The organism is Streptomyces sp. cg36 (assembly GCF_041080675.1).
Taxonomy (GTDB): Bacteria; Actinomycetota; Actinomycetes; order Streptomycetales; family Streptomycetaceae; genus Streptomyces.
Map to the genome: position 1 here is coordinate 2,612,130 of NZ_CP163520.1, position 18,644 is coordinate 2,630,773.

The 18,644-nt window shown below is 71.3% G+C and carries 16 protein-coding genes and 1 tRNA gene; 3 read left to right on the forward strand and 14 right to left on the reverse strand.

What is annotated here, in order from left to right:
- Positions 1-163: 163 nt before the first annotated feature.
- From rho to AB5J87_RS11505, 7 genes are all read right to left on the reverse strand, one after another.
- Positions 164-2,161: a transcription termination factor Rho gene (gene rho, locus AB5J87_RS11475; RefSeq protein ID WP_369376321.1), complete on the reverse strand. Its 1,998-nt coding sequence runs from the start codon at positions 2,159-2,161 to the stop codon at positions 164-166.
- A gap of 401 nt (positions 2,162-2,562) precedes the next feature.
- Positions 2,563-3,480, reverse strand: coding sequence for a homoserine kinase (gene thrB, locus AB5J87_RS11480; protein WP_369376322.1), 918 nt, complete (start codon positions 3,478-3,480; stop codon positions 2,563-2,565).
- A 279-nt stretch (positions 3,481-3,759) separates the two neighbouring features.
- Complete coding sequence (thrC, locus tag AB5J87_RS11485) at positions 3,760-4,818, reverse strand: threonine synthase (RefSeq protein WP_369376324.1); 1,059 nt, start codon at positions 4,816-4,818, stop codon at positions 3,760-3,762.
- 6 nt (positions 4,819-4,824) lie between these two features.
- The gene (locus AB5J87_RS11490; protein WP_369376325.1) at positions 4,825-6,168 is read right to left on the reverse strand and encodes a homoserine dehydrogenase; all 1,344 of its coding nucleotides are present in this window, start codon (positions 6,166-6,168) and stop codon (positions 4,825-4,827) included.
- Positions 6,169-6,301: 133 nt separating this feature from the next.
- Positions 6,302-7,693 (reverse strand): diaminopimelate decarboxylase, encoded by a 1,392-nt coding sequence (gene lysA, locus AB5J87_RS11495; protein ID WP_369376326.1) that lies wholly within the window; start codon positions 7,691-7,693, stop codon positions 6,302-6,304.
- 36 nt (positions 7,694-7,729) lie between these two features.
- On the reverse strand, positions 7,730-8,938 hold the full coding sequence (gene nrtL / locus AB5J87_RS11500; protein ID WP_369376328.1) for an ArgS-related anticodon-binding protein NrtL: 1,209 nt from the start codon (positions 8,936-8,938) through the stop codon (positions 7,730-7,732).
- 539 nt (positions 8,939-9,477) lie between these two features.
- Complete coding sequence (locus AB5J87_RS11505) at positions 9,478-9,906, reverse strand: response regulator (protein WP_369383480.1); 429 nt, start codon at positions 9,904-9,906, stop codon at positions 9,478-9,480.
- A 167-nt stretch (positions 9,907-10,073) separates the two neighbouring features.
- Between AB5J87_RS11505 and AB5J87_RS11510 the strand changes: the two genes are divergently transcribed.
- Positions 10,074-10,145 (forward strand) — tRNA-Arg (locus AB5J87_RS11510).
- A gap of 420 nt (positions 10,146-10,565) precedes the next feature.
- On the opposite strand, the gene AB5J87_RS11515 is transcribed toward AB5J87_RS11510, so the two are convergent.
- The 7 genes from AB5J87_RS11515 to AB5J87_RS11545 form a co-directional block, all read right to left on the reverse strand.
- Positions 10,566-11,018, reverse strand: a complete 453-nt coding sequence (locus AB5J87_RS11515) for a nucleoside deaminase (protein WP_369376329.1) — start codon at positions 11,016-11,018, stop codon at positions 10,566-10,568.
- 350 nt (positions 11,019-11,368) lie between these two features.
- Positions 11,369-12,124 (reverse strand): response regulator, encoded by a 756-nt coding sequence (locus AB5J87_RS11520; RefSeq protein WP_369376330.1) that lies wholly within the window; start codon positions 12,122-12,124, stop codon positions 11,369-11,371.
- A 296-nt stretch (positions 12,125-12,420) separates the two neighbouring features.
- Positions 12,421-13,104 (reverse strand): potassium-transporting ATPase subunit C, encoded by a 684-nt coding sequence (locus AB5J87_RS11525; RefSeq protein WP_369376331.1) that lies wholly within the window; start codon positions 13,102-13,104, stop codon positions 12,421-12,423.
- 6 nt (positions 13,105-13,110) lie between these two features.
- The gene (gene kdpB, locus AB5J87_RS11530; protein WP_369376333.1) at positions 13,111-15,234 is read right to left on the reverse strand and encodes a potassium-transporting ATPase subunit KdpB; all 2,124 of its coding nucleotides are present in this window, start codon (positions 15,232-15,234) and stop codon (positions 13,111-13,113) included.
- Complete coding sequence (gene kdpA, locus AB5J87_RS11535; protein ID WP_369376335.1) at positions 15,231-16,895, reverse strand: potassium-transporting ATPase subunit KdpA; 1,665 nt, start codon at positions 16,893-16,895, stop codon at positions 15,231-15,233. The genes kdpB and kdpA overlap by 4 nt, the downstream gene beginning before the upstream one ends.
- Positions 16,896-16,903: 8 nt before the next feature.
- Positions 16,904-16,993, reverse strand: coding sequence for a K(+)-transporting ATPase subunit F (gene kdpF, locus AB5J87_RS11540; protein ID WP_055544543.1), 90 nt, complete (start codon positions 16,991-16,993; stop codon positions 16,904-16,906).
- Complete coding sequence (locus tag AB5J87_RS11545; RefSeq protein WP_369376336.1) at positions 16,990-17,178, reverse strand: hypothetical protein; 189 nt, start codon at positions 17,176-17,178, stop codon at positions 16,990-16,992. The genes kdpF and AB5J87_RS11545 overlap by 4 nt, the downstream gene beginning before the upstream one ends.
- Before the next feature lie 224 nt (positions 17,179-17,402).
- On the opposite strand from AB5J87_RS11545, the gene AB5J87_RS11550 reads away from it, so the two are divergent.
- Together AB5J87_RS11550 and AB5J87_RS11555 are read left to right on the forward strand one after the other, a co-directional pair.
- A complete protein-coding gene (locus tag AB5J87_RS11550; protein ID WP_369376338.1) occupies positions 17,403-17,972 on the forward strand; it encodes a hypothetical protein in 570 nt (189 codons plus the stop codon).
- Positions 17,973-18,111: 139 nt separating this feature from the next.
- Positions 18,112-18,567 (forward strand): carboxymuconolactone decarboxylase family protein, encoded by a 456-nt coding sequence (locus AB5J87_RS11555; protein WP_369376339.1) that lies wholly within the window; start codon positions 18,112-18,114, stop codon positions 18,565-18,567.
- Positions 18,568-18,644 lie beyond the last annotated feature (77 nt).

The following is an 18,644-nucleotide window of genomic DNA, read 5'->3' on the forward strand; positions in this document are numbered from 1 at the left end:
GTCGACACTTGTCAGACGGAAGAGCATCAAAAAGGGTTGCACAGGGTTCTAAGAACCCTGTGAGAGCGCCCTCGCGCTGTGGCGAAGGTCTCCGCGCCCCGGGTACGCGAAAACGCCCCCGGCACCGAGGTGCCGAGGGCGTTCGCGCAGGTCGCGGCGGTGACTAGTCGTTGCCGTTGCCCGGGGTGGTCTTCTGGATCTGGAGCAGGAACTCGGCGTTCGACTTCGTCTGCTTCATCTTGTCCAGGAGGAGCTCGATCGCCTGCTGCTGGTCGAGCGCGTGCAGCACCCGGCGCAGCTTCCAGACCACCGCGAGCTCGTCGCTGCCGAGCAGGATCTCTTCCTTGCGGGTGCCGGACGCGTCCACGTCCACCGCCGGGAAGATGCGCTTGTCGGCGAGCTTGCGGTCGAGCTTGAGCTCCATGTTGCCGGTGCCCTTGAACTCCTCGAAGATCACCTCGTCCATGCGCGAGCCGGTCTCCACGAGCGCGGTGGCGAGGATGGTCAGCGAGCCGCCGTCCTCGATGTTGCGCGCGGCGCCGAAGAAGCGCTTGGGCGGGTAGAGCGCCGTCGAGTCGACACCACCGGAGAGGATGCGCCCGGAGGCCGGGGCCGCCAGGTTGTACGCACGGCCCAGACGGGTGATCGAGTCGAGCAGCACGACCACGTCGTGGCCGAGCTCCACCAGACGCTTGGCGCGCTCGATGGCGAGCTCCGCGACGGTGGTGTGGTCCTCGGCCGGACGGTCGAAGGTCGAGGAGATGACCTCGCCCTTGACCGACCGCTGCATGTCGGTGACCTCTTCCGGACGCTCGTCGACCAGGACGACCATCAGGTGGCACTCGGGGTTGTTGTGCGTGATCGCGTTGGCGATCGCCTGCATGATCATGGTCTTGCCGGTCTTCGGCGGGGCCACGATCAGACCGCGCTGGCCCTTGCCGATCGGCGACACGAGGTCGATGATCCGCGTGGTCAGCACGCCCGGGTCGGTCTCCAGGCGGAGCCGGTCCTGCGGGTAGAGCGGGGTGAGCTTGTTGAACTCGGGGCGGCCCCGGCCGGAGTCGGCCGCCATGCCGTTGGCCGAGTCCAGGCGGACCAGCGCGTTGAACTTCTCGCGGCGCTCGCCCTCCTTCGGCTGGCGCACGGCGCCGGTGACGTGGTCACCCTTGCGCAGACCGTTCTTGCGGACCTGGGCCAGCGAGACGTACACGTCGTTCGGGCCCGGCAGGTAGCCGGAGGTCCGGATGAACGCGTAGTTGTCGAGGATGTCCAGGATGCCCGCGACGGGGATCAGCACGTCGTCGTCGTTGACCTGCGGCTCGGCGCCGAACTCGTCGCGCCCGCCACGACGGCCCCGGCGGTCGCGGTAGCGGCCCCGGCGGCCACGGCGGCCCTCGTCGTCGAAGTCGTCCTGCGGGCCGTTGTTCTGCTGGCCCTGGCCGCCCTGGCGCTGCTGGCGCTGGCCCTGCTGGTCGTCGCCGCCCTTGCCCCGGCGGTCGCCCCGCTCACCGCGGTCGCGGTCGCCGCGCTGACGGCCCTGGCGCTCGCCGCGCTCGCCGCGGTCCCGGCGGTCCCGGCGGCCCTCGGCGCCCTCGACCGCCTCGGCGGCCTTGTTCTCCGCCTGGCCCTCGGTCTTCTGCTCGGCCCTGGCGTCGGCCTTGGCGCCCTGCGGCTCGGCGGCGGCGGTCGCGGACTCCGGGGAGCCGGCGGCCGCGGTGGCCCGCCGGCGACGGCGCTCGCCGCCCGCGGGCTGCTCCTCGCCGCCCTGGTCGGAGACCTTGGGCGAGGGCTGGCCGGGGATCTCGATCTGCTGCTGGGCGGTGGCCTTGGCCTCGGCCTCGTCACCCGTACGGGCCTTGGAGGTGGCGCGGCGCTTCGGCTTGGTCTCGGCCGCGTCGGCGCCCTTGGCCGGGGCCGCGGAGGCGGAGCCGGACTGCGCCTCCTTGATGACCTCGATCAGCTGGCTCTTGCGCATGCGCGCGGTGCCCCTGATGCCGAGGCCGGACGCGACCTGCTGCAGCTCGGCCAGGACCATGCCGTCGAGGCCGGTGCCGGAGCGGCGGCGCCGTGAGGTGGTGCCCGAGGCAGCACCTGCGGCGGGCGCGGCGTTGTCGACGGAAGCGTCGGCAGTCACGCCCATCAGATCGGTGGTGTCGCTCACGAAGGGTCCTTCCCTGGAGCGGACGTCGGCCTGTCTGGCTCGGCGACCGGTTGTGCTGTCCGAACATGGCCCGTGACCTGGGGTCACTGACCGTGCCGGGGCGGTGGTCCGCCGCGTGCGGCGGAAAGATGAACGTGCGTGGGGTCCGGCCCGAGTTCCCCTACTCGGCCCCCTGGGAAAAGCGGGGGGTGTCGTGCCGGTTCCGGAGCGTGCTCGGAAACTGCTCAGGCAGGCTGCACTGGCGGTTTGGGAGGCTCCCGGAAGAATGGCGGTCCCTGAAGGGGACACGAAGCACCGCGCCACAAAGACGACCGATGCAGACTTGAGGTTAACACTACCGGATCCAACAAACATTCCCCCTCTCAATCACCGGCAAGCCGCGCGTCCCGCCCGGCGGGCCCCTAGGAGCCCAGTGGCAGGACGCTCGCGCCCGAGGCGTCGAGGCGGAGCCGGTTCGCGGCCCACCCGTCGCCCGCCAGTCGTGCGACCTTGTCGGCCGCACCGTCCTCGACCAGCGCGAGGACCGTGGGGCCCGCGCCGGAGATGACCGCGGGGACGCCGTCCGCCCGCAGTCGGTTGACCAGCGCCACGCTCTCGGGCATCGCCGGTGCCCGGTATTCCTGGTGGAGCCGGTCCTCGGTGGCCGGCAGCAGCAGCTCGGGGCGCCGGGTGAGCGCCTCCACGAGCAGTGCGGCACGTCCGGCGTTGGCCGCCGCGTCCACGTGCGGGACGGTCCGCGGCAGCAGCCCCCGGGCGGTCTCCGTCAGCACCGGCCGGCCGGGCACGAAGACCACCGGAACGATGGAATCCGCGGGATCCATCCTGAGGGCCCGCGCCGCGCCCCCCTCCATCCAGGAGAGCGTGAAACCGCCGAGCAGGCACGCGGCGACGTTGTCGGGGTGTCCCTCGATCTCGGTGGCGAGTTCGAGCAGGGCCGCGTCGTCGAGCTTCGCGTCGCCGCCTATGGTCACCGCGCGGGCGGCCACGATGCCGGCGCAGATGGCCGCCGAGGAGGAGCCGAGGCCCCGGCCGTGCGGGATGCGGTTGGCGCAGACGACCTCAAGTCCGCGCGGCTGCCCGCCGAGCAGGTCGAACGCGGTGCGCAGCGAGCGTACGAGGAGGTGGCTCTCGTCGCGGGGCAGCGTCTGGGCGCCCTCGCCCGCGATGTCGACGTGCAGGCCGGAGTCGGCGACACGGACGACCACGTCGTCGTAGAGCCCCAGTGACAGGCCGAGGGAGTCGAAGCCCGGGCCGAGGTTGGCACTGGTGGCGGGGACGCGCACCCGTACGGCGGCGGCGCGGAATGCGGGACCGGCCATCGCTCTGATGACTCTCCTTGTGAGACTGCTGCGGGATTTTCGAAGAGGTACCCAGGAACCCGACGGCCACATGGGCAACTGCACCGCGGCATATGCGGCGGGGCGGGTTGGGTACAGCCTATCGAAGGAAGGTTCCGTGGCGACATAGGGCGCACAGGAGGCGCACGATGCGTGTCGCGAGCCCCCTGTGCCCCTACGTACCGAGTTGTACGGGTTTCCGTACCGGTCGGTGTCCGGACCGGGCCGTCCGGACACCGGTCACCGGCCCCGAGGGGCCGGCTAGACGAGCCCGAGGCGCTGGGCCGCAGTCGCCGCGTCCACCGGGACGGTGACCGGCTGCGGAGCGCCCGCGACGGCCCAGTCCGGGTCCTTCAGACCGTTTCCGGTGACCGTGCACACGATCTTCTGGCCCGGGTCCACCAGCCCCTGCTCGGCGGCCTTCAGCAGACCGGCGACCGAGGCGGCCGAGGCGGGCTCCACGAAGACGCCCTCCTGGGCGGCGAGCAGCCGGTAGGCGCGCAGGATCTCACGGTCCGTCACCTCGTCGATGGCGCCGCCGGATTCGTCCCGCGCGGCCAGCGCGAACTCCCAGGAGGCGGGGTTGCCGATGCGGATCGCGGTGGCGATCGTCGACGGGTCCTTGACCACCTCGCCGCGCACGATCGGCGCCGAACCGGACGCCTGGAAGCCCCACATGCGGGGCGTGCGGGAGGACACCCCGTCCGCCGCGTACTCCCGGTACCCCCGCCAGTACGCGGTGATGTTGCCCGCGTTGCCCACCGGCAGCACATGGATGTCGGGGGCGTCGCCGAGCGCGTCCACGATCTCGAACGCGGCGGTCTTCTGGCCCTCGATGCGGACCGGGTTGACCGAATTGACCAGCGCCACCGGGTAGTTGTCCGAGAGGTTGCGCGCCAGCGTGAGGCAGTCGTCGAAGTTGCCGTCGACCTGGAGGATCTTGGCACCGTGGACCAGCGCCTGACCCATCTTGCCGAGCGCGATCTTGCCCTGCGGCACGAGCACGGCACAGACCATCCCGGCGCGCACCGCGTAGGCGGCGGCGGAGGCGGAGGTGTTGCCCGTGGAGGCGCAGATGACCGCCTTCGCGCCCTCCTCCTTGGCCCGGGTGATGGCCATGGTCATCCCGCGGTCCTTGAAGGAGCCCGTCGGGTTGGCCCCCTCGACCTTGAGGTGCACCTCGCAGCCGGTGCGCTCGGAGAGCACCTGCGCGGGCACGAGCGGCGTACCGCCCTCGCGGAGGGTGACGACCGGGGTCGTAGCGGAGACGGGGAGCCGGTCCCGGTACTCCTCGATGATTCCGCGCCACTGGTGGGTCATTGCTCGTTACTCCCCTTCAACACGCATGATGCTGGCGACACCCCGCACGGTGTCGAGTTGGCGCAGCGCGTCCACGGTCCCGGTGAGGGCCGAATCAGCGGCGCGATGGGTGACGACGACGAGGGACGCCTCGCCGCCCTCCCGTCGCCCACCACCCTGCTCGACGGCGACCGCGTCACCGCTGCTTGAATTCCTGCTCTGCTGGCGGACGGTGTCGATGCTGACCCCGTGCTCCGCGAACACCGTCGCGACCTGGGCCAGGACACCCGGTTTGTCGGCCACGTCGAGGCTGATGTGGTACCGCGTGACCACGTCGCCCATGGGGCTCACGGGCAGCCGGGTGTACGCGGACTCACCGGGTCCGGTGGACTCGCCGAGCTTGTTGCGGCAGACCGCCACCAGATCGCCGAGGACGGCGGAGGCGGTCGGCGCGCCGCCCGCGCCCGGCCCGTAGAACATCAGCTGTCCGGCGGCCTCGGCCTCGACGAACACCGCGTTGTAGGCGCCGCGCACGGACGCCAGCGGGTGGTCGAGCGGGATCATCGCCGGGTGCACGCGCGCGGTGACGGACCCGCCGTCGGCGGCGCGCTCGCAGATGGCGAGCAGCTTGATGGTGCAGCCCATCTCCTTCGCGGAGGCGAAGTCGGCGGCGGTCACCTCGGTCATGCCCTCGCGGTAGACGTCGTCGAGCCGCACCCGGGTGTGGAAGGCGATCCCGGCCAGGATGGCGGCCTTGGCGGCGGCGTCGAAGCCCTCGACGTCGGCGGTCGGGTCGGCCTCGGCGTACCCCAGGGCGGTGGCCTCGTCGAGGGCCTCCTGGTAGCCGGCGCCGGTGGAGTCCATCTTGTCGAGGATGAAGTTGGTCGTGCCGTTGACGATGCCGAGCACCCGGTTGACCTTGTCCCCGGCCAGCGACTCGCGCAGCGGCCGGATCAGCGGGATCGCCCCGGCGACGGCCGCCTCGTAGTACAGGTCCCGGCCGTGCTCGTCGGCGGCGGCGTGCAGCGCGGCGCCGTCCTGGGCGAGCAGCGCCTTGTTGGCGGAGACGACGGAGGCGCCGTGCTCGAAGGCGGTGGTGATGAGGGTGCGGGCGGGCTCGATGCCGCCGATGACCTCGATGACGACGTCGATGTCACCGCGTTTGACCAGCGCGGTGGCGTCGGTGGTGACGAGGTCGGGGTCGATGCCCGCGCGCACCTTGGACGGCCGGCGCACGGCGACGCCGGCGAGCTCCACGGGCGCGCCGATGCGCGCCGTGAGGTCGTCGGCGTGCGTCGTCATGATGCGCGCCACCTCTGAGCCGACCACTCCACAGCCCAGCAGCGCCACTTTAAGCGGACGCGTACGCATCATCCGACCTCGTTTCCTTCTACCAGCTTGAATGCGATCCAGTCTCACTCACCGGACGGGGGTTTCCCGCCCTCGTCCGGATCCTGAGACAGATATTCCATTATCTATTCATCGGACCGACGGATTCGCCGGTTCAGCCGACATCGAGCCGAAGAAGGTCTTCCTCGGTCTCGCGCCGGACGATCACCCGCGCACCGCCGTCGCGCACCGCCACGACGGGCGGGCGGAGCGCGTGGTTGTAGTTGCTGGCCATGGAGCGGCAGTACGCCCCGGTGGCCGGCACCGCGATCAGGTCACCGGGCGCGAGATCGGCCGGCAGGAACGCGTCCCGCACCACGATGTCACCGCTCTCACAGTGCTTGCCGACGACCCGTACCAGCATCGGTTCCGCGTCCGAAGTCCGCGAGACGAGAGCCACCGAGTATTCGGCGTCATAGAGAGCGGTACGAATATTGTCCGACATTCCGCCGTCGACGCTGACATAGGTCCGCAGCCCGTCCAGCGGCTTGATCGTGCCGACCTCGTAGAGCGTGAAAGCGCTCGGCCCCACGATGGCGCGCCCCGGCTCGACGGAGATGCGCGGCGTGCGCAGTCCGGCGGCCTCGCACTCGCGGGTGACGATCTCGTTGAGCGCCCCGGCGATCTCGTGCGGCTCGCGCGGGTCGTCGTCGGAGGTGTACGCGATGCCGAGGCCGCCGCCGAGGTCGATCTCGGGCAGCTCGACCCCGTGCTCGTCGCGTACGGCGGCGAGCAGCTGGACCACCCGGCGGGCGGACACCTCGAACCCGGCCATGTCGAAGATCTGCGACCCGATGTGGGAGTGGATCCCGATCAGCTCCAGGCCGTCGAGCTTCAGCGCCCGGCGCACGGCCTCGGCGGCCTGCCCGCCCGCGAGCGCGATCCCGAACTTCTGGTCCTCGTGGGCGGTGGCGATGAACTCGTGGGTGTGCGCCTCGACGCCCACGGTCACCCGGATCTGGACGCGCTGGCGCCTGCCGAGCTCCTGGGCGATGTGGGCGACCCGGGCGATCTCCTGGAAGGAGTCGAGCACGATCCGCCCGACGCCCGCCTCCACGGCCCGCCGGATCTCCTCCTCGGACTTGTTGTTGCCGTGCAGGGCGATCCGCTCGGCGGGCATCCCGGCCAGCAGGGCGGTGGCGAGCTCGGTGCCGGAGCACACGTCCAGGTTGAGCCCCTCCTCGTGCAGCCAGCGCACGACGGCGCGCGAGAGGAACGCCTTTCCGGCGTAGAAGACGTCGGCGTCCTCGCCGAAGGCGTCGGCCCAGGCGCGGCAGCGGGCCCGGAAGTCGGCCTCGTCCAGGAAGTAGGCGGGGGTGCCGAACTCCTCGGCCAGCGCGGCGACATCGAGGCCGCCCACGCGGACGCGGCCGTCCTCGTCGCGCTCGACGGTCCGCGACCAGACCTTCGGATCAAGGGAGTTGAGGTCCGCGGGCGGCGCCGAGTAGTGCCCCTCGGGAAGGACATCGGCGTGACGGGGCCCGGCGGGGTGGGCGGAACGGCTCATGCTGTCACTCTCACAACTCTTACGACTCTTGCGAGTTCACAGGAATTCAGGGGCGTCGATGCCGAACAGGGACAGGCCACCGGCGAGCACCGCCCCGGCGGCTTCGGCGAGCGCGAGCCGGGCACGGTGGGCGGCCGAGGGTTTCTCGTCCCCGACGGGCAGCACGCCGTGCTGGGTGTCCAGCACGGCGTCGGCCACGGCTTCGAGCTGCCGCGCGACCCGGTCGGGCGCCCGCAGCCGGGCGGCCCCGAGCAGGACGCCGGGGTGGTCGGCGAGGAGGGCGAGGAGGGGGGCGTGGGACACCCGCTGGAGCGGGTGTCCCACGCCGTCCCCCAGATCACCGGGTTCACCGCTGAACCCGAGGTCACGGGCGTTACGGGTGAGGGCCCGCGTACGGGAGTACGCGTACCGCACCCGGAAGTAGGGGTTGCCGTCGCGCTGGGAGAGCAGCTCGTCCGCACGGGCGGGCCGATCGTGCGCGGCGGCCCGAAGGTAGGCCCAGCGGGCGGCGGAGGGGCCGGTGAGGGCGGGGAGGGGGGCGGTGGGGGCCGGGGTGCTGGGGGTGCCGGGTGCCGGTGTGCTGGGTGCGCCGGGGGCGGGGGTGCCCGGCGCGTCCGGGGCGGAGGTTCCCGGGGCGGGGGTGGCGGCCGGGGGCACGGGGTCCCGCTCCCACTTCAGGTCCAGGTCCGGCTCCGGGTCCAGGCCCATGTCCGACTCCGCCTCCGACTCCGACTCCACCCCGTACGGATCCGGCAGCACATGCAGCCGCTCGCCGCCGTGCGGACCGATCGCGGCGGTGGCGCCCTGTGACTGCAGGAGCTCCACGACGACGGAGGTGACGACGAGGGCCCGGGGCTCGGTGACGGGGGCGAAGTCGAAGTGCTGCCCGGCGAGGGCGCGCCCGTACCCGTACTCCCGCCCTTGCGCGAGCACCCGCCGTACGAGCTCGTCCCGGGCGGGCGCGGCGTCGAGCGTGAAGTTCAGGAACCCGGGCCCGCTGATGTCGACGCGGGCGAGCCCCGGAGTACCGGCGAGCCGCCCGCGCAGATCCTCGGCGACGGCACGGGGCGCGAGCCCGGCGGCGGCGGCGAGCTTGAGGGCGACCCCACTGGCGTACTCCCCCGCGCCCCCCGGCCGGGTCCGCTCCACCTTGACGTCCCGGGGCACGTCGACCCGCAGCACACCCGCGTCAACGGCACCGCGCACGGCACGCACGACGGCAAGGGAGAGCTCTGCGGGGGTCACGGGCCAAGCGTATGGGAGAGGGGGGGTGGGTCGGCGAACTGGTTTCGGCATGTGGGCGGGGGGTGCCTCCGGCGCGGGCGGTGGGGTGGGGCGGCGGGGGCTCGCGGCGACGGCAGCCCGCAGGGAGCCGGGGGCACTGCGGAGGTGGCCTTCGGCCGGGGGGTGGCGGGGCGGGCACTGCGGAGGTGGCCTCCGGCCGGGGGCGGCGGGGCGGGCACTGCGGAGGTGGCCTCCGGCCGGGGGCGGCGGGGCGGGCACTGCGGAGGTGGCCTCCGGCCGGGGGCGGCGGGTATTACGGCGGCGGCCCTCTGCGAGGTGCGGGGCGGGTGCGGCGGTGGCCTTCGGCCGAGTACCAGGCGAGCACCACAGCGGCGGCCGTCGGCCGGGATGCAGGACGGGAGCTGCGGGCAGTGGCCCTGAGCCGGGGTGCGGGGCGGGCACTACGGCAGTGGCCCTCTGCGAGGTGCGGGGCGGGTGCGGCGGCAAGTGGCCCTCGGCCGGGATACGGGCGAGCCCGATGCCGCCGGCACCCCACGCGGCTACCGTCCGGCCGTCCGCCCTGCATGTCCGGACTGCCTGTTGCCGTCGGCGGACGGCGGAGCCTCCCGGTACATCAGCTGCCGTACGACCTTGACGAGCTCGGCCGGCTCGAAGGGCTTGGCCAGGAACGCGTCCACGCCCGCGGCGAGCCCGGTCTCCACCTCGTACTGCGTACAGGCACTGATGATCGCGAGCGGCAGCGCCCGCGTACGGGCGTCGGCCCGCAGGCGCGCGGCCGTACGCAGACCGTCGAGCCGTGGCATCACGACGTCCAGGGTGATGACATCCGGACAGACCCGGTGCACCACTTCCAGACACTCGGCACCATCGGCCGCGGTCACGACCTCGAAGCCCTCCAGCTCGAGGTTGACCCTGATCAGCTGCCGGATGACCTTGTTGTCGTCGACAACAAGCACCCGGCCGGACACGCCTGACACATCTTGAGGTTAGGTCCGCGAACGCCACCGCGTCCGGGTTTTCCCCACTTCCGCCCCCTGCGGGGGACCCAGCCCCCGCCGACCACCGGAAATCCCTGTTCACAGCCACCCCGCCGGAGCTGGTAGGGTTCTACCCGTCGCCAAGAACGACGGCGAACGCCCCCGTAGCTCAGGGGATAGAGCAACGGCCTCCGGAGCCGTGTGCGCAGGTTCGAATCCTGCCGGGGGCACCTCTAGTAGGTGCCTAAAGACCCCGCCACCAGCCACTTCGCTGGGTGCGGGGTCTTCTTGCGTGTGCAGGTAGACGCCAGCGCGAGCGGCTGCATGACAGTGATCACGTTGCAATGACGTGATGATGTTGGAGGGTGTCGGCGCACTCGCAGGGGCACGTTTCGGGCCCCTGCGAGTGCGCGCCCCGCATGACAAAAGCCCCGGATCCCCCCGGGGCTCACGCAGTCGGGACGTACCTCCGGGGCGGTCCTGGGTGTCCCATCTCCCCGGCCGGCTTGACTCTCATGCCGAGTAAGGAGCTTGGGTGCAAACTTTGCACGTCGGCGCGTGCGACCTCGTAATTCGCGTACAGGCGGTCATGTCCATACCGCTTCCAGCGCGTGACGTGCAGTTACGCAAAGCCCCTCGCCTTCCGGGGATCACCCCTCCCCGATGTCCTCCCCCCACAACTCCGGCCGCCCAGAGATGAATTCGCGCATCATCGCCACGCACTCCGCATCCCCCAGCACCACCACCTCCACCCCGCACTCCGCCAGCCACTCGTGTCCGCCCCCGAACGTTGTCGCCTCGCCGATCACCACCCTGGGGATGTTGAACTGGCGGATCAGGCCGCTGCAGTACCAGCAGGGGGAGAGCGTCGTCACCATCGTGGTGTCGCGGTAGGTGCGGCGGCGGCCCGCCGCTCGGAACGCCGCCGTTTCCGCGTGCATCGTCGGATCGCCGTCCTGGACGCGGCGGTTGTGGCCCCGGCCGAGGAGTTCGCCGTTCGCCGCGTACAGCGCCGCGCCGATCGGGATTCCGCCCTCGGCCCGACCGGCTCGCGCCTCCTGTACCGCCGCGGGGAGCAGTGCGCGTGCTGCCGCCAGTTCCATGACGCCATTCTGGGCGCATACGGCCCTTCACCGCATCACGGACCAGGGGCCGTGGACCGCGGCATCAGGGCCTCAGAACGTCACCGCCCGGCCGCTGCCCGGCCTGCCCCGCGTCCCTCCCGCCGCGGCCCCGCCCCCTACGAGTTCGGCCGCTTCCCGTGGTTCGCGCTCTTCTTCTTCCGGGCGCGTCGCTTGTTGCCTCGCTTCGACATGGGCCTCTTCTTCCTGGGGAAGGGGGTGCGGCACAGGGCGTGGGTGCGTGCCCAGTGCACGCCCGCGCGTACGCGTACACGTGCCACTTCGTGCCGTTATTCACCGTTTTGGACCACTCTACGGTCCGCCCCTCCCCCTCACACCTCGAACCGGTAGCCCATTCCCGGCGCCGTCACCAGGTATCTCGGGTGGGACGGGTCAGCCTCCAGTTTGCGGCGGAGCTGGGCCATGTAGACGCGCAGGTAGTTGCTCTGCGTGCGGTAGGTCGGGCCCCAGACCTCCTGGAGGAGCTGGCGCTGGGTGACCAGGTGGCCCCGGTGGCGCACCAGGGTTTCCAGCAGGTGCCACTCCGTGGGCGTCAGCCGTACCGGCGCGCCGTCACGCGTCGCCTTCTTCGCCAGGAGGTCCAGGGTGAAGGTGGGCGTCTCCACCATCGCCGGGCCCACCCCGTGACCCGCCAGGTCCCCCTGCCCGGCCGCCCCCATCAGACCCGCCGCCCCCGCCTCCGCCCGGCCGGTCCCCGTACTCCCCTCCTCCCCCCTGCGGGTCGCCGCCCGCAGCCTCGCCAGCAGCTCCGCCATGCTGAACGGCTTGGTGATGTAGTCGTCCGCGCCCGCGTCCAGCGCCGCCACCTTCTCGTCGGAGGTGTTGCGGGCCGAGACCACCAGGATCGGCACCCGCGACCAGCGGCGCAGCGTCCGCATCACATCGAGGCCGTCCATGTCCGGCAGGCCCAGGTCCAGGAGCACCGCGTCCGGCGGGTGGGCGGCGGCGAGGCCGAGGGCCGTCTCGCCGTCGGGGGCCGCCTCCACCTCGTACTTGCGCGCTCTGAGGTTGATCTCCAGCGCCCGTACGAGCTGCGGTTCGTCCTCCACCACCAGCACCCGGGTCATCGGGCCGTCCCTTCTCGTCGCCGCGGGCCCGGCCAGGGGCCCGCCCATGGAGTTGCCCTCGGGCCGCCCGCCCCCCCGCCCCGGCGGCCTGCCCGCGCCCCCACCCCCGGGCCGGGCCACATCCCCGCCCCGACCCCTGAGCCGGATCACATCCCCGCCCCCGGGCCGAGCCGCATCCCCGCCCCCCGGCCGGGCCGAGGAACGCCCCCCGGGGCGGCCCGGGGCCCCCGTGGCCCCGGGCCGTCCCAAGGCCCCGTCCCGTCCCGGCGACCGGCGACCCCCGCCCCCTAACCCCCTCACTCCCCCACAAGCCCCTTCAGCGCGATGTTCAGCTTCAGGACGTTCACCCTCGGTTCGCCGATGAAGCCGAGTACGCGGCCTGTGGTGTTGTCGTCGACCAGCTTCTCCACCTTCGCCACCGGCAGCCCGTTCACCTCGGCGACGCGGTGGATCTGGAGCTTCGCGTACTTGGGCGAGATGTCGGGGTCGAGGCCGGAGCCGGAGGAGGTGACCGCGTCGGCGGGGACGTCGGAGGGGTTCACCTTGTACGTGGGGGTGGAGTTGTCCTTGACCACGGCTGCCTTGGCGTCCTTGATCTGCTGGATCAGCTTCTCGTTGTCGCCGGACAGGTTGGTCGCGCCCGACACCAGCAGGTCGTACTGGGTGTTGACGCCGTTGGCCTTGTTGGAGCCGAGGCCGCCCGAGGGGCGCGGCTGGAACCAGTGCAGGTCCGGGCGGGCCGCCTCCTCGGCGTCGTCGGGGTTCTTCTTCGGCAGGTCGTAGCGCTGCCCGATCAGCTCCGAACCGACCACCTTCCCATCGGACTTGACCTCCGATCCGTTCGCCTTGCCGCCGAACGCCGCCTGGGCGATGCCGGTCACGACCAGCGGGTAGATGACCCCGGTCACCAGAGTGAGGACCAGGAGCGCACGAAGGCCGGCGCCGAGCAGGCGGGCGGTGTTTCCCAGGGAGTTGTTCATGGTGTCTCAGCCGATTCCGGGGATGAGGGAGATGAGGAGGTCGATGAGCTTGATGCCGATGAAGGGCGCGACGAGGCCGCCGAGGCCGTAGATGCCGAGGTTGCGGCGGAGCATCTTGTCGGCGCTGGTGGGCTTGTACTGGACGCCCTTCAGGGCGAGGGGGACGAGGGCGATGATGATCAGCGCGTTGAAGATGACGGCGGACAGGATCGCCGATTCGGGGCTGTGCAGGCTCATGATGTTGAGCTTGTCCAGGCCCGGGTAGACCACCGCGAACATCGCCGGGATGATCGCGAAGTACTTCGCCACGTCGTTGGCGATCGAGAACGTGGTCAGCGCGCCTCGGGTGATCAGGAGCTGCTTGCCGATCTCGACGATCTCGATGAGCTTGGTCGGGTTGGAGTCGAGGTCGACCATGTTGCCGGCCTCCTTGGCGGCCGACGTGCCGGTGTTCATCGCGACGCCGACGTCGGCCTGGGCGAGCGCGGGGGCGTCGTTGGTGCCGTCGCCCGTCATCGCGACCAGCTTGCCGCCCGCCTGCTCCCGCTTGATCAGCGCCATCTTGTCCTCGGGCGTGGCCTCGGCGAGGAAGTCGTCGACGCCGGCCTCCTCGGCGATGGCCTTCGCGGTCAGCGGGTTGTCACCCGTGATCATGACCGTCTTGATGCCCATCCGGCGCAGCTCGTCGAACCGCTCGCGCATGCCCTCCTTGACCACGTCCTTGAGGTGGATCACCCCCAGGACCCGCGCCCCGTCCATGTCCTCCACAGCCACCAGCAGCGGCGTGCCACCAGCCTGGGAAATCCGGTCGGTGAGCGCCTGGGCATCCTCCGAGACACTGCCGCCCCGCTCCTTCACCCAGGCGACCACCGAACCCGTGGCCCCCTTGCGGACCTTGCGGCCGTCCACGTCCACGCCCGACATCCGGGTCTGCGCCGTGAACGCGATCCACTCCGCGCCGCTCAGCTCGCCCTGGTGGCGCTCGCGCAGCCCGTACTTCTCCTTCGCCAGGACCACGATCGAGCGCCCCTCGGGCGTCTCGTCGGCCAGCGAGGAGAGCTGGGCGGCGTCCGCCACCTCTGCCTCGGTCGTCCCGGCTACGGGCACGAACTCGGACGCCTGGCGGTTGCCCAGGGTGATGGTGCCGGTCTTGTCGAGCAGCAGCGTGGAGACGTCACCGGCCGCCTCCACCGCCCGGCCCGACATCGCCAGGACGTTGCGCTGGACCAGGCGGTCCATGCCCGCGATGCCGATCGCCGAGAGCAGCGCCCCGATCGTGGTCGGGATCAGGCACACGAGGAGTGCGGCCAGCACGATCATGGACTGCTCGGCGCCCGCGTACTTCGCGAACGGCTGGAGCGTGACGACCGCCAGCAGGAACACGATCGTCAGCGAGGCCAGCAGGATGTTCAGGGCGATCTCGTTCGGCGTCTTCTGCCGTGCCGCGCCCTCGACCAGGTTGATCATCCGGTCGATGAACGTCTCGCCCGGCTTCGTCGTGATCTTGATGACGACCCGGTCCGACAGGACCTTCGTGCCGCCCGTCACCGCGCTCCGGTCGCCGCCGGACTCGCGGATGACGGGAGCGGACTCACCCGTGATCGCCGACTCGTCGACGGACGCGACGCCCTCGACCACGTCACCGTCGCCGGGGATGACGTCGCCCGCCTCGCAGACCACCAGGTCGCCGATGCGCAGCTCCGTCCCCGGTACGCGCTCCTCCGTACGGCCGTCCTCGGACAGGCGCCGGGCCACCGTGTCGGTCTTGGCCTTGCGCAGGGTGTCGGCCTGCGCCTTGCCCCGGCCCTCCGCGACCGCCTCCGCCAGGTTGGCGAAGATCGTGGTCAGCCAGAGCCAGCCCGCGATCGCCCAGCCGAACCAGTTCCCCGGGTCCTTGACCGCGAGGACCGTGGTCAGCACCGAGCCGATCTCCACCACGAACATGACGGGCGACTTGACCATCACCCGCGGGTCGAGCTTCCTGACCGCGTCCGGGAACGACCTGACCAGCTGCTTCGGGTCGAACAGACCCCCGCCGACCTTGCCGCCCTCGGGCTTGTGCCCGGAGGGTACGTCGCTGTGCGGTGCCCGGGTCGGGGCCGCGTCCTGTTGCTTCAGTTCAGTGCTCATGACGCCAGCCCCTCCGCCAGCGGGCCCAGCGCGAGCGCCGGGAAGTAGGTCAGACCGGTGACGATCAGGATCGTGCCCACCAACAGGCCCGTGAACAGCGGCTTGTTGGTGCGCAGCGTGCCCGCCGTCTCCGGGATCGGCTTCTGCTCCGCCAGCGAGCCCGCCAGCGCCAGCACGAACACCATCGGCAGGAACCGGCCCAGCAGCATCGCCAGTCCGATGGAGGTGTTGAACCACTCGGTGTTGGCGTTCAGCCCGCCGAAGGCGGAGCCGTTGTTGTTGGCGCCCGAGGTGTACGCGTACAGCACCTCGGAGAAACCGTGCGCCCCCGAGTTCGTCATCGAAGCGCCGGTCGAGTCCAGGGACATCGCGATCGCCGTGAACACCAGCACCAGCGCCGGGGTGATCAGGATGTAGCAGGCCGCGAACTTGATCTCGCGCGTGCCGATCTTCTTGCCCAGGTACTCCGGCGTACGGCCGACCATCAGACCCGCGATGAACACCGCGATGATCGCCATGACCAGCATTCCGTACAGACCCGAACCGGTACCACCCGGCGCGATCTCGCCCAGCTGCATCCCCAGGAGCTGGATTCCGCCGCCGAAGCCGGTGTACGAGTCGTGGAAGGAGTTGACCGCGCCCGTGGACGTCAGCGTGGTGGCGACCGAGAAGATCGCGGAGCCGCTGATGCCGAAGCGAGTCTCCTTTCCTTCCATCGCGCCGCCCGCCACATCGAACGCGGGTCCGTGGTGGGCGAATTCGGTCCACATCATCAACGCCGTGAACCCGACCCAGATGGTGACCATCGTCGCCAGGATCGCGTACCCCTGCTTGACGCTCCCGACCATCTTTCCGAACGTGCGGGTCAGCGCGAACGGGATCACCAGGATCAGGAAGATCTCGAACAGGTTCGAGATCCCGTTGGGGTTCTCGAACGGGTGGGCCGAGTTGGCGTTGAAGTAACCGCCGCCGTTCGTGCCCAGCTCCTTGATGACCTCCTGCGAGGCCACCGCCCCGCCGTTCCACTGCTGCGAGCCGCCCATGAACTGGCCCACCTCATGGATCCCGGCGAAGTTCTGGATGGCGCCGCAGGCGACCAGGACCAGCGCGCCGACCACCGAGATCGGCAGCAGGATGCGGACGGTGCCGCGCACCAGGTCGGACCAGAAGTTGCCCAGCTCACCGGTGCGGGAGCGGGCGAAGCCGCGTACGAGGGCGACCGCGACGGCGATGCCGACGGCGGCCGACACGAAGTTCTGCACCGCCAGACCACCGGTCTGCACGATGTGGCCCATCGACTGCTCGCCCGAGTACGACTGCCAGTTGGTGTTCGCCACGAACGAGGCCGCCGTGTTGAACGCCTGGTCCGGCGGGATCGACACGAAGCCCAGCGAGCCCGGCAGATGCCCCTGCAGGCGCTGGAGCAGATACAGGAAGAGGACGCTCACCACCGAGAACGCGAGCACTCCGCGCAGATACGCGGGCCAGCGCATCTCGGTGTTCGGGTTGGCACCCACGGCCTTGTAAATCCACTTCTCGACCCGCAGATGCTTGTCGGAGGAGTAGACGCGGGCCATGTAGTCGCCCAGCGGACGGTAGGAGAGCGCCAGGGCCGCGGCCAGCGCGGCGAACTGGAGCACACCGGAGAGAACGGGAGACATCGCGGGACTCAGAACCTCTCCGGGAACACGAGGGCGAGGACGAGGTAACCCAGCAGGGCGACGGCCACGATCAGACCGACGATGTTCTCGGCAGTCACAGCTTCGCCACCCCCTTGGCAATGAGCGCCACCAACGCGAAAACCGCGAGCGTGGTGACGACGAAGGCCACGTCGGCCATCGCGAACTCCTGAAACGGAAAGGCCCGGAATCGAGCCGGAAATGAGCGGACCCTCAGAGCAAACCCCCCGTTGCGCGCTCCGCACGCGCCGTTGACGGCCCCCATACGGCTCCCGGCTGGTCCTTGACGCCTTTCATACGCGCGGCTCGGCCGATACCGGCCCGCAGCCGAATTCCGCCGGTGCCGGGCTCCCGGCGGGCCCCGGCGGGGCCGCCGCGTCAGGGCCGCGTGCGGAAACGCATATGGCCGCCGTCAAGACTCACCGGGCGCCGTCAACGGTTCGTCAACGAGCGCCGGGGCGGGCGGGCCGCGCGCCTAGCTTCACGGGCATGAGAGCCATGGGACGACGGACCCCCCGTACCGCGGCGGGCAGTGCCGCCCTGACCGCCCGGCCGCCCTCGGCCGCCGCCCACGACCGCACCTGGGCGGGTGAGGCGCGCTCGGCGTGCGGCTGCGCGGGCACCCTGCTGGGTCTGCTGCTGCTGATCGACTTCGGCGCGGGCACCCTCACCCCCTGGCGGGGCGTGCTGTGGGCGGGGCTGGCCGGGCTGCTGCTGGTGGTGCTGTGGCCGGTGCGGGTCTCGGCCGGGCCCGGCCTGCTGACCGTGCGCGGGCTGCTGCGCACCCGGCGCGTCCGCACCGACCGGCTGGTTTCGGTGCGCTGGTCGGACGGGGTGAGCCGGCGCCTCGTCCTGCGCGACGCGGACGGCGGCCGGGCCGAGCTCGACCCCCGCGTCCTGGTGGCGAACCCGCCGCTGTGGCACGTCCTGGACGCCGACGCCCGTACGAGCGTGGCGCGCGCCACCCTGCGCTGCGGGGAGACGGCGCTGCGCCAGGTCTCGGCCCGGGTCGAGCGCGAGAGCGCTCTCGCCGTGTTCCGGGTGTCGGGGCTGGAGTGATCCCCGGGCCCCGGGGCGGGCCGGGCGGGGCGACACGCCGGGCTGTCCACGTGCGCGTCACACTTTTCTGTCCGGTTTCGTCAACTCCATGACAGTCGCAGTCCACGCCACCGACCGAGTGGCAGCCAGGAGTACAGCCATGGAAGCACGGATGCCGAGCCCGGCGACGCTCGTCCCGGGGGCGATGGAGGCCGTTCGCGGACTGCAGAAGGCGACCCACAGCGCCGGAGTCCCCGCCACCACGATGCACCTCGTCCATCTGCGCGCCAGCCAGATCAACGGATGCAGCGCCTGCGTCGACTCGGGCACCCGGTACGCGATGAAGGGCGGCGAGAGCGCGGAGCGCCTGTTCGCGGTGGCCGCCTGGCGCGAGACGCCGTACTTCACGGACGCCGAGCGGGCCGCGCTCGCCCTCACCGAGTCCGTCACCCGCCTCAACGACCGCGACGAGCCGGTCCCCGACCACGTCTGGTCCGAGGCGGCCCGCCACTACGACGAGAAGCCGCTGGCGGCGCTCGTGCTGTGGATAGGCGTGAGCAACTTCTACAACCGGCTGAACGCGGCCACCCGCCAGCAGGGCGGCCAGACCTGGTGAACGGAGCCTCCCGCTCCGTCGGATTCCCCTGAGCATGCGTCAATTCTCTTCCGGCATACGGAAACTGACCCCGCGTC

What these genes read in the sequence shown, in the direction of transcription:
- thrB (WP_369376322.1), bottom strand. Translation starts at nt 3,480, where the DNA reads ATGGCCGGTCCCGCATTCCGCGCCGCCGCCGTACGGGTGCGCGTCCCC.
- thrC (WP_369376324.1), bottom strand. Translation starts at nt 4,818, where the DNA reads ATGACCCACCAGTGGCGCGGAATCATCGAGGAGTACCGGGACCGGCTC.
- AB5J87_RS11490 (WP_369376325.1), bottom strand. Translation starts at nt 6,168, where the DNA reads ATGCGTACGCGTCCGCTTAAAGTGGCGCTGCTGGGCTGTGGAGTGGTC.
- lysA (WP_369376326.1), bottom strand. Translation starts at nt 7,693, where the DNA reads ATGAGCCGTTCCGCCCACCCCGCCGGGCCCCGTCACGCCGATGTCCTT.
- AB5J87_RS11515 (WP_369376329.1), bottom strand. Translation starts at nt 11,018, where the DNA reads ATGGAACTGGCGGCAGCACGCGCACTGCTCCCCGCGGCGGTACAGGAG.
- AB5J87_RS11520 (WP_369376330.1), bottom strand. Translation starts at nt 12,124, where the DNA reads ATGACCCGGGTGCTGGTGGTGGAGGACGAACCGCAGCTCGTACGGGCG.
- AB5J87_RS11525 (WP_369376331.1), bottom strand. Translation starts at nt 13,104, where the DNA reads ATGAACAACTCCCTGGGAAACACCGCCCGCCTGCTCGGCGCCGGCCTT.
- kdpB (WP_369376333.1), bottom strand. Translation starts at nt 15,234, where the DNA reads ATGAGCACTGAACTGAAGCAACAGGACGCGGCCCCGACCCGGGCACCG.
- kdpA (WP_369376335.1), bottom strand. Translation starts at nt 16,895, where the DNA reads ATGTCTCCCGTTCTCTCCGGTGTGCTCCAGTTCGCCGCGCTGGCCGCG.
- AB5J87_RS11545 (WP_369376336.1), bottom strand. Translation starts at nt 17,178, where the DNA reads ATGGGGGCCGTCAACGGCGCGTGCGGAGCGCGCAACGGGGGGTTTGCT.
- AB5J87_RS11550 (WP_369376338.1), top strand. Translation starts at nt 17,403, where the DNA reads ATGAGAGCCATGGGACGACGGACCCCCCGTACCGCGGCGGGCAGTGCC.
- AB5J87_RS11555 (WP_369376339.1), top strand. Translation starts at nt 18,112, where the DNA reads ATGGAAGCACGGATGCCGAGCCCGGCGACGCTCGTCCCGGGGGCGATG.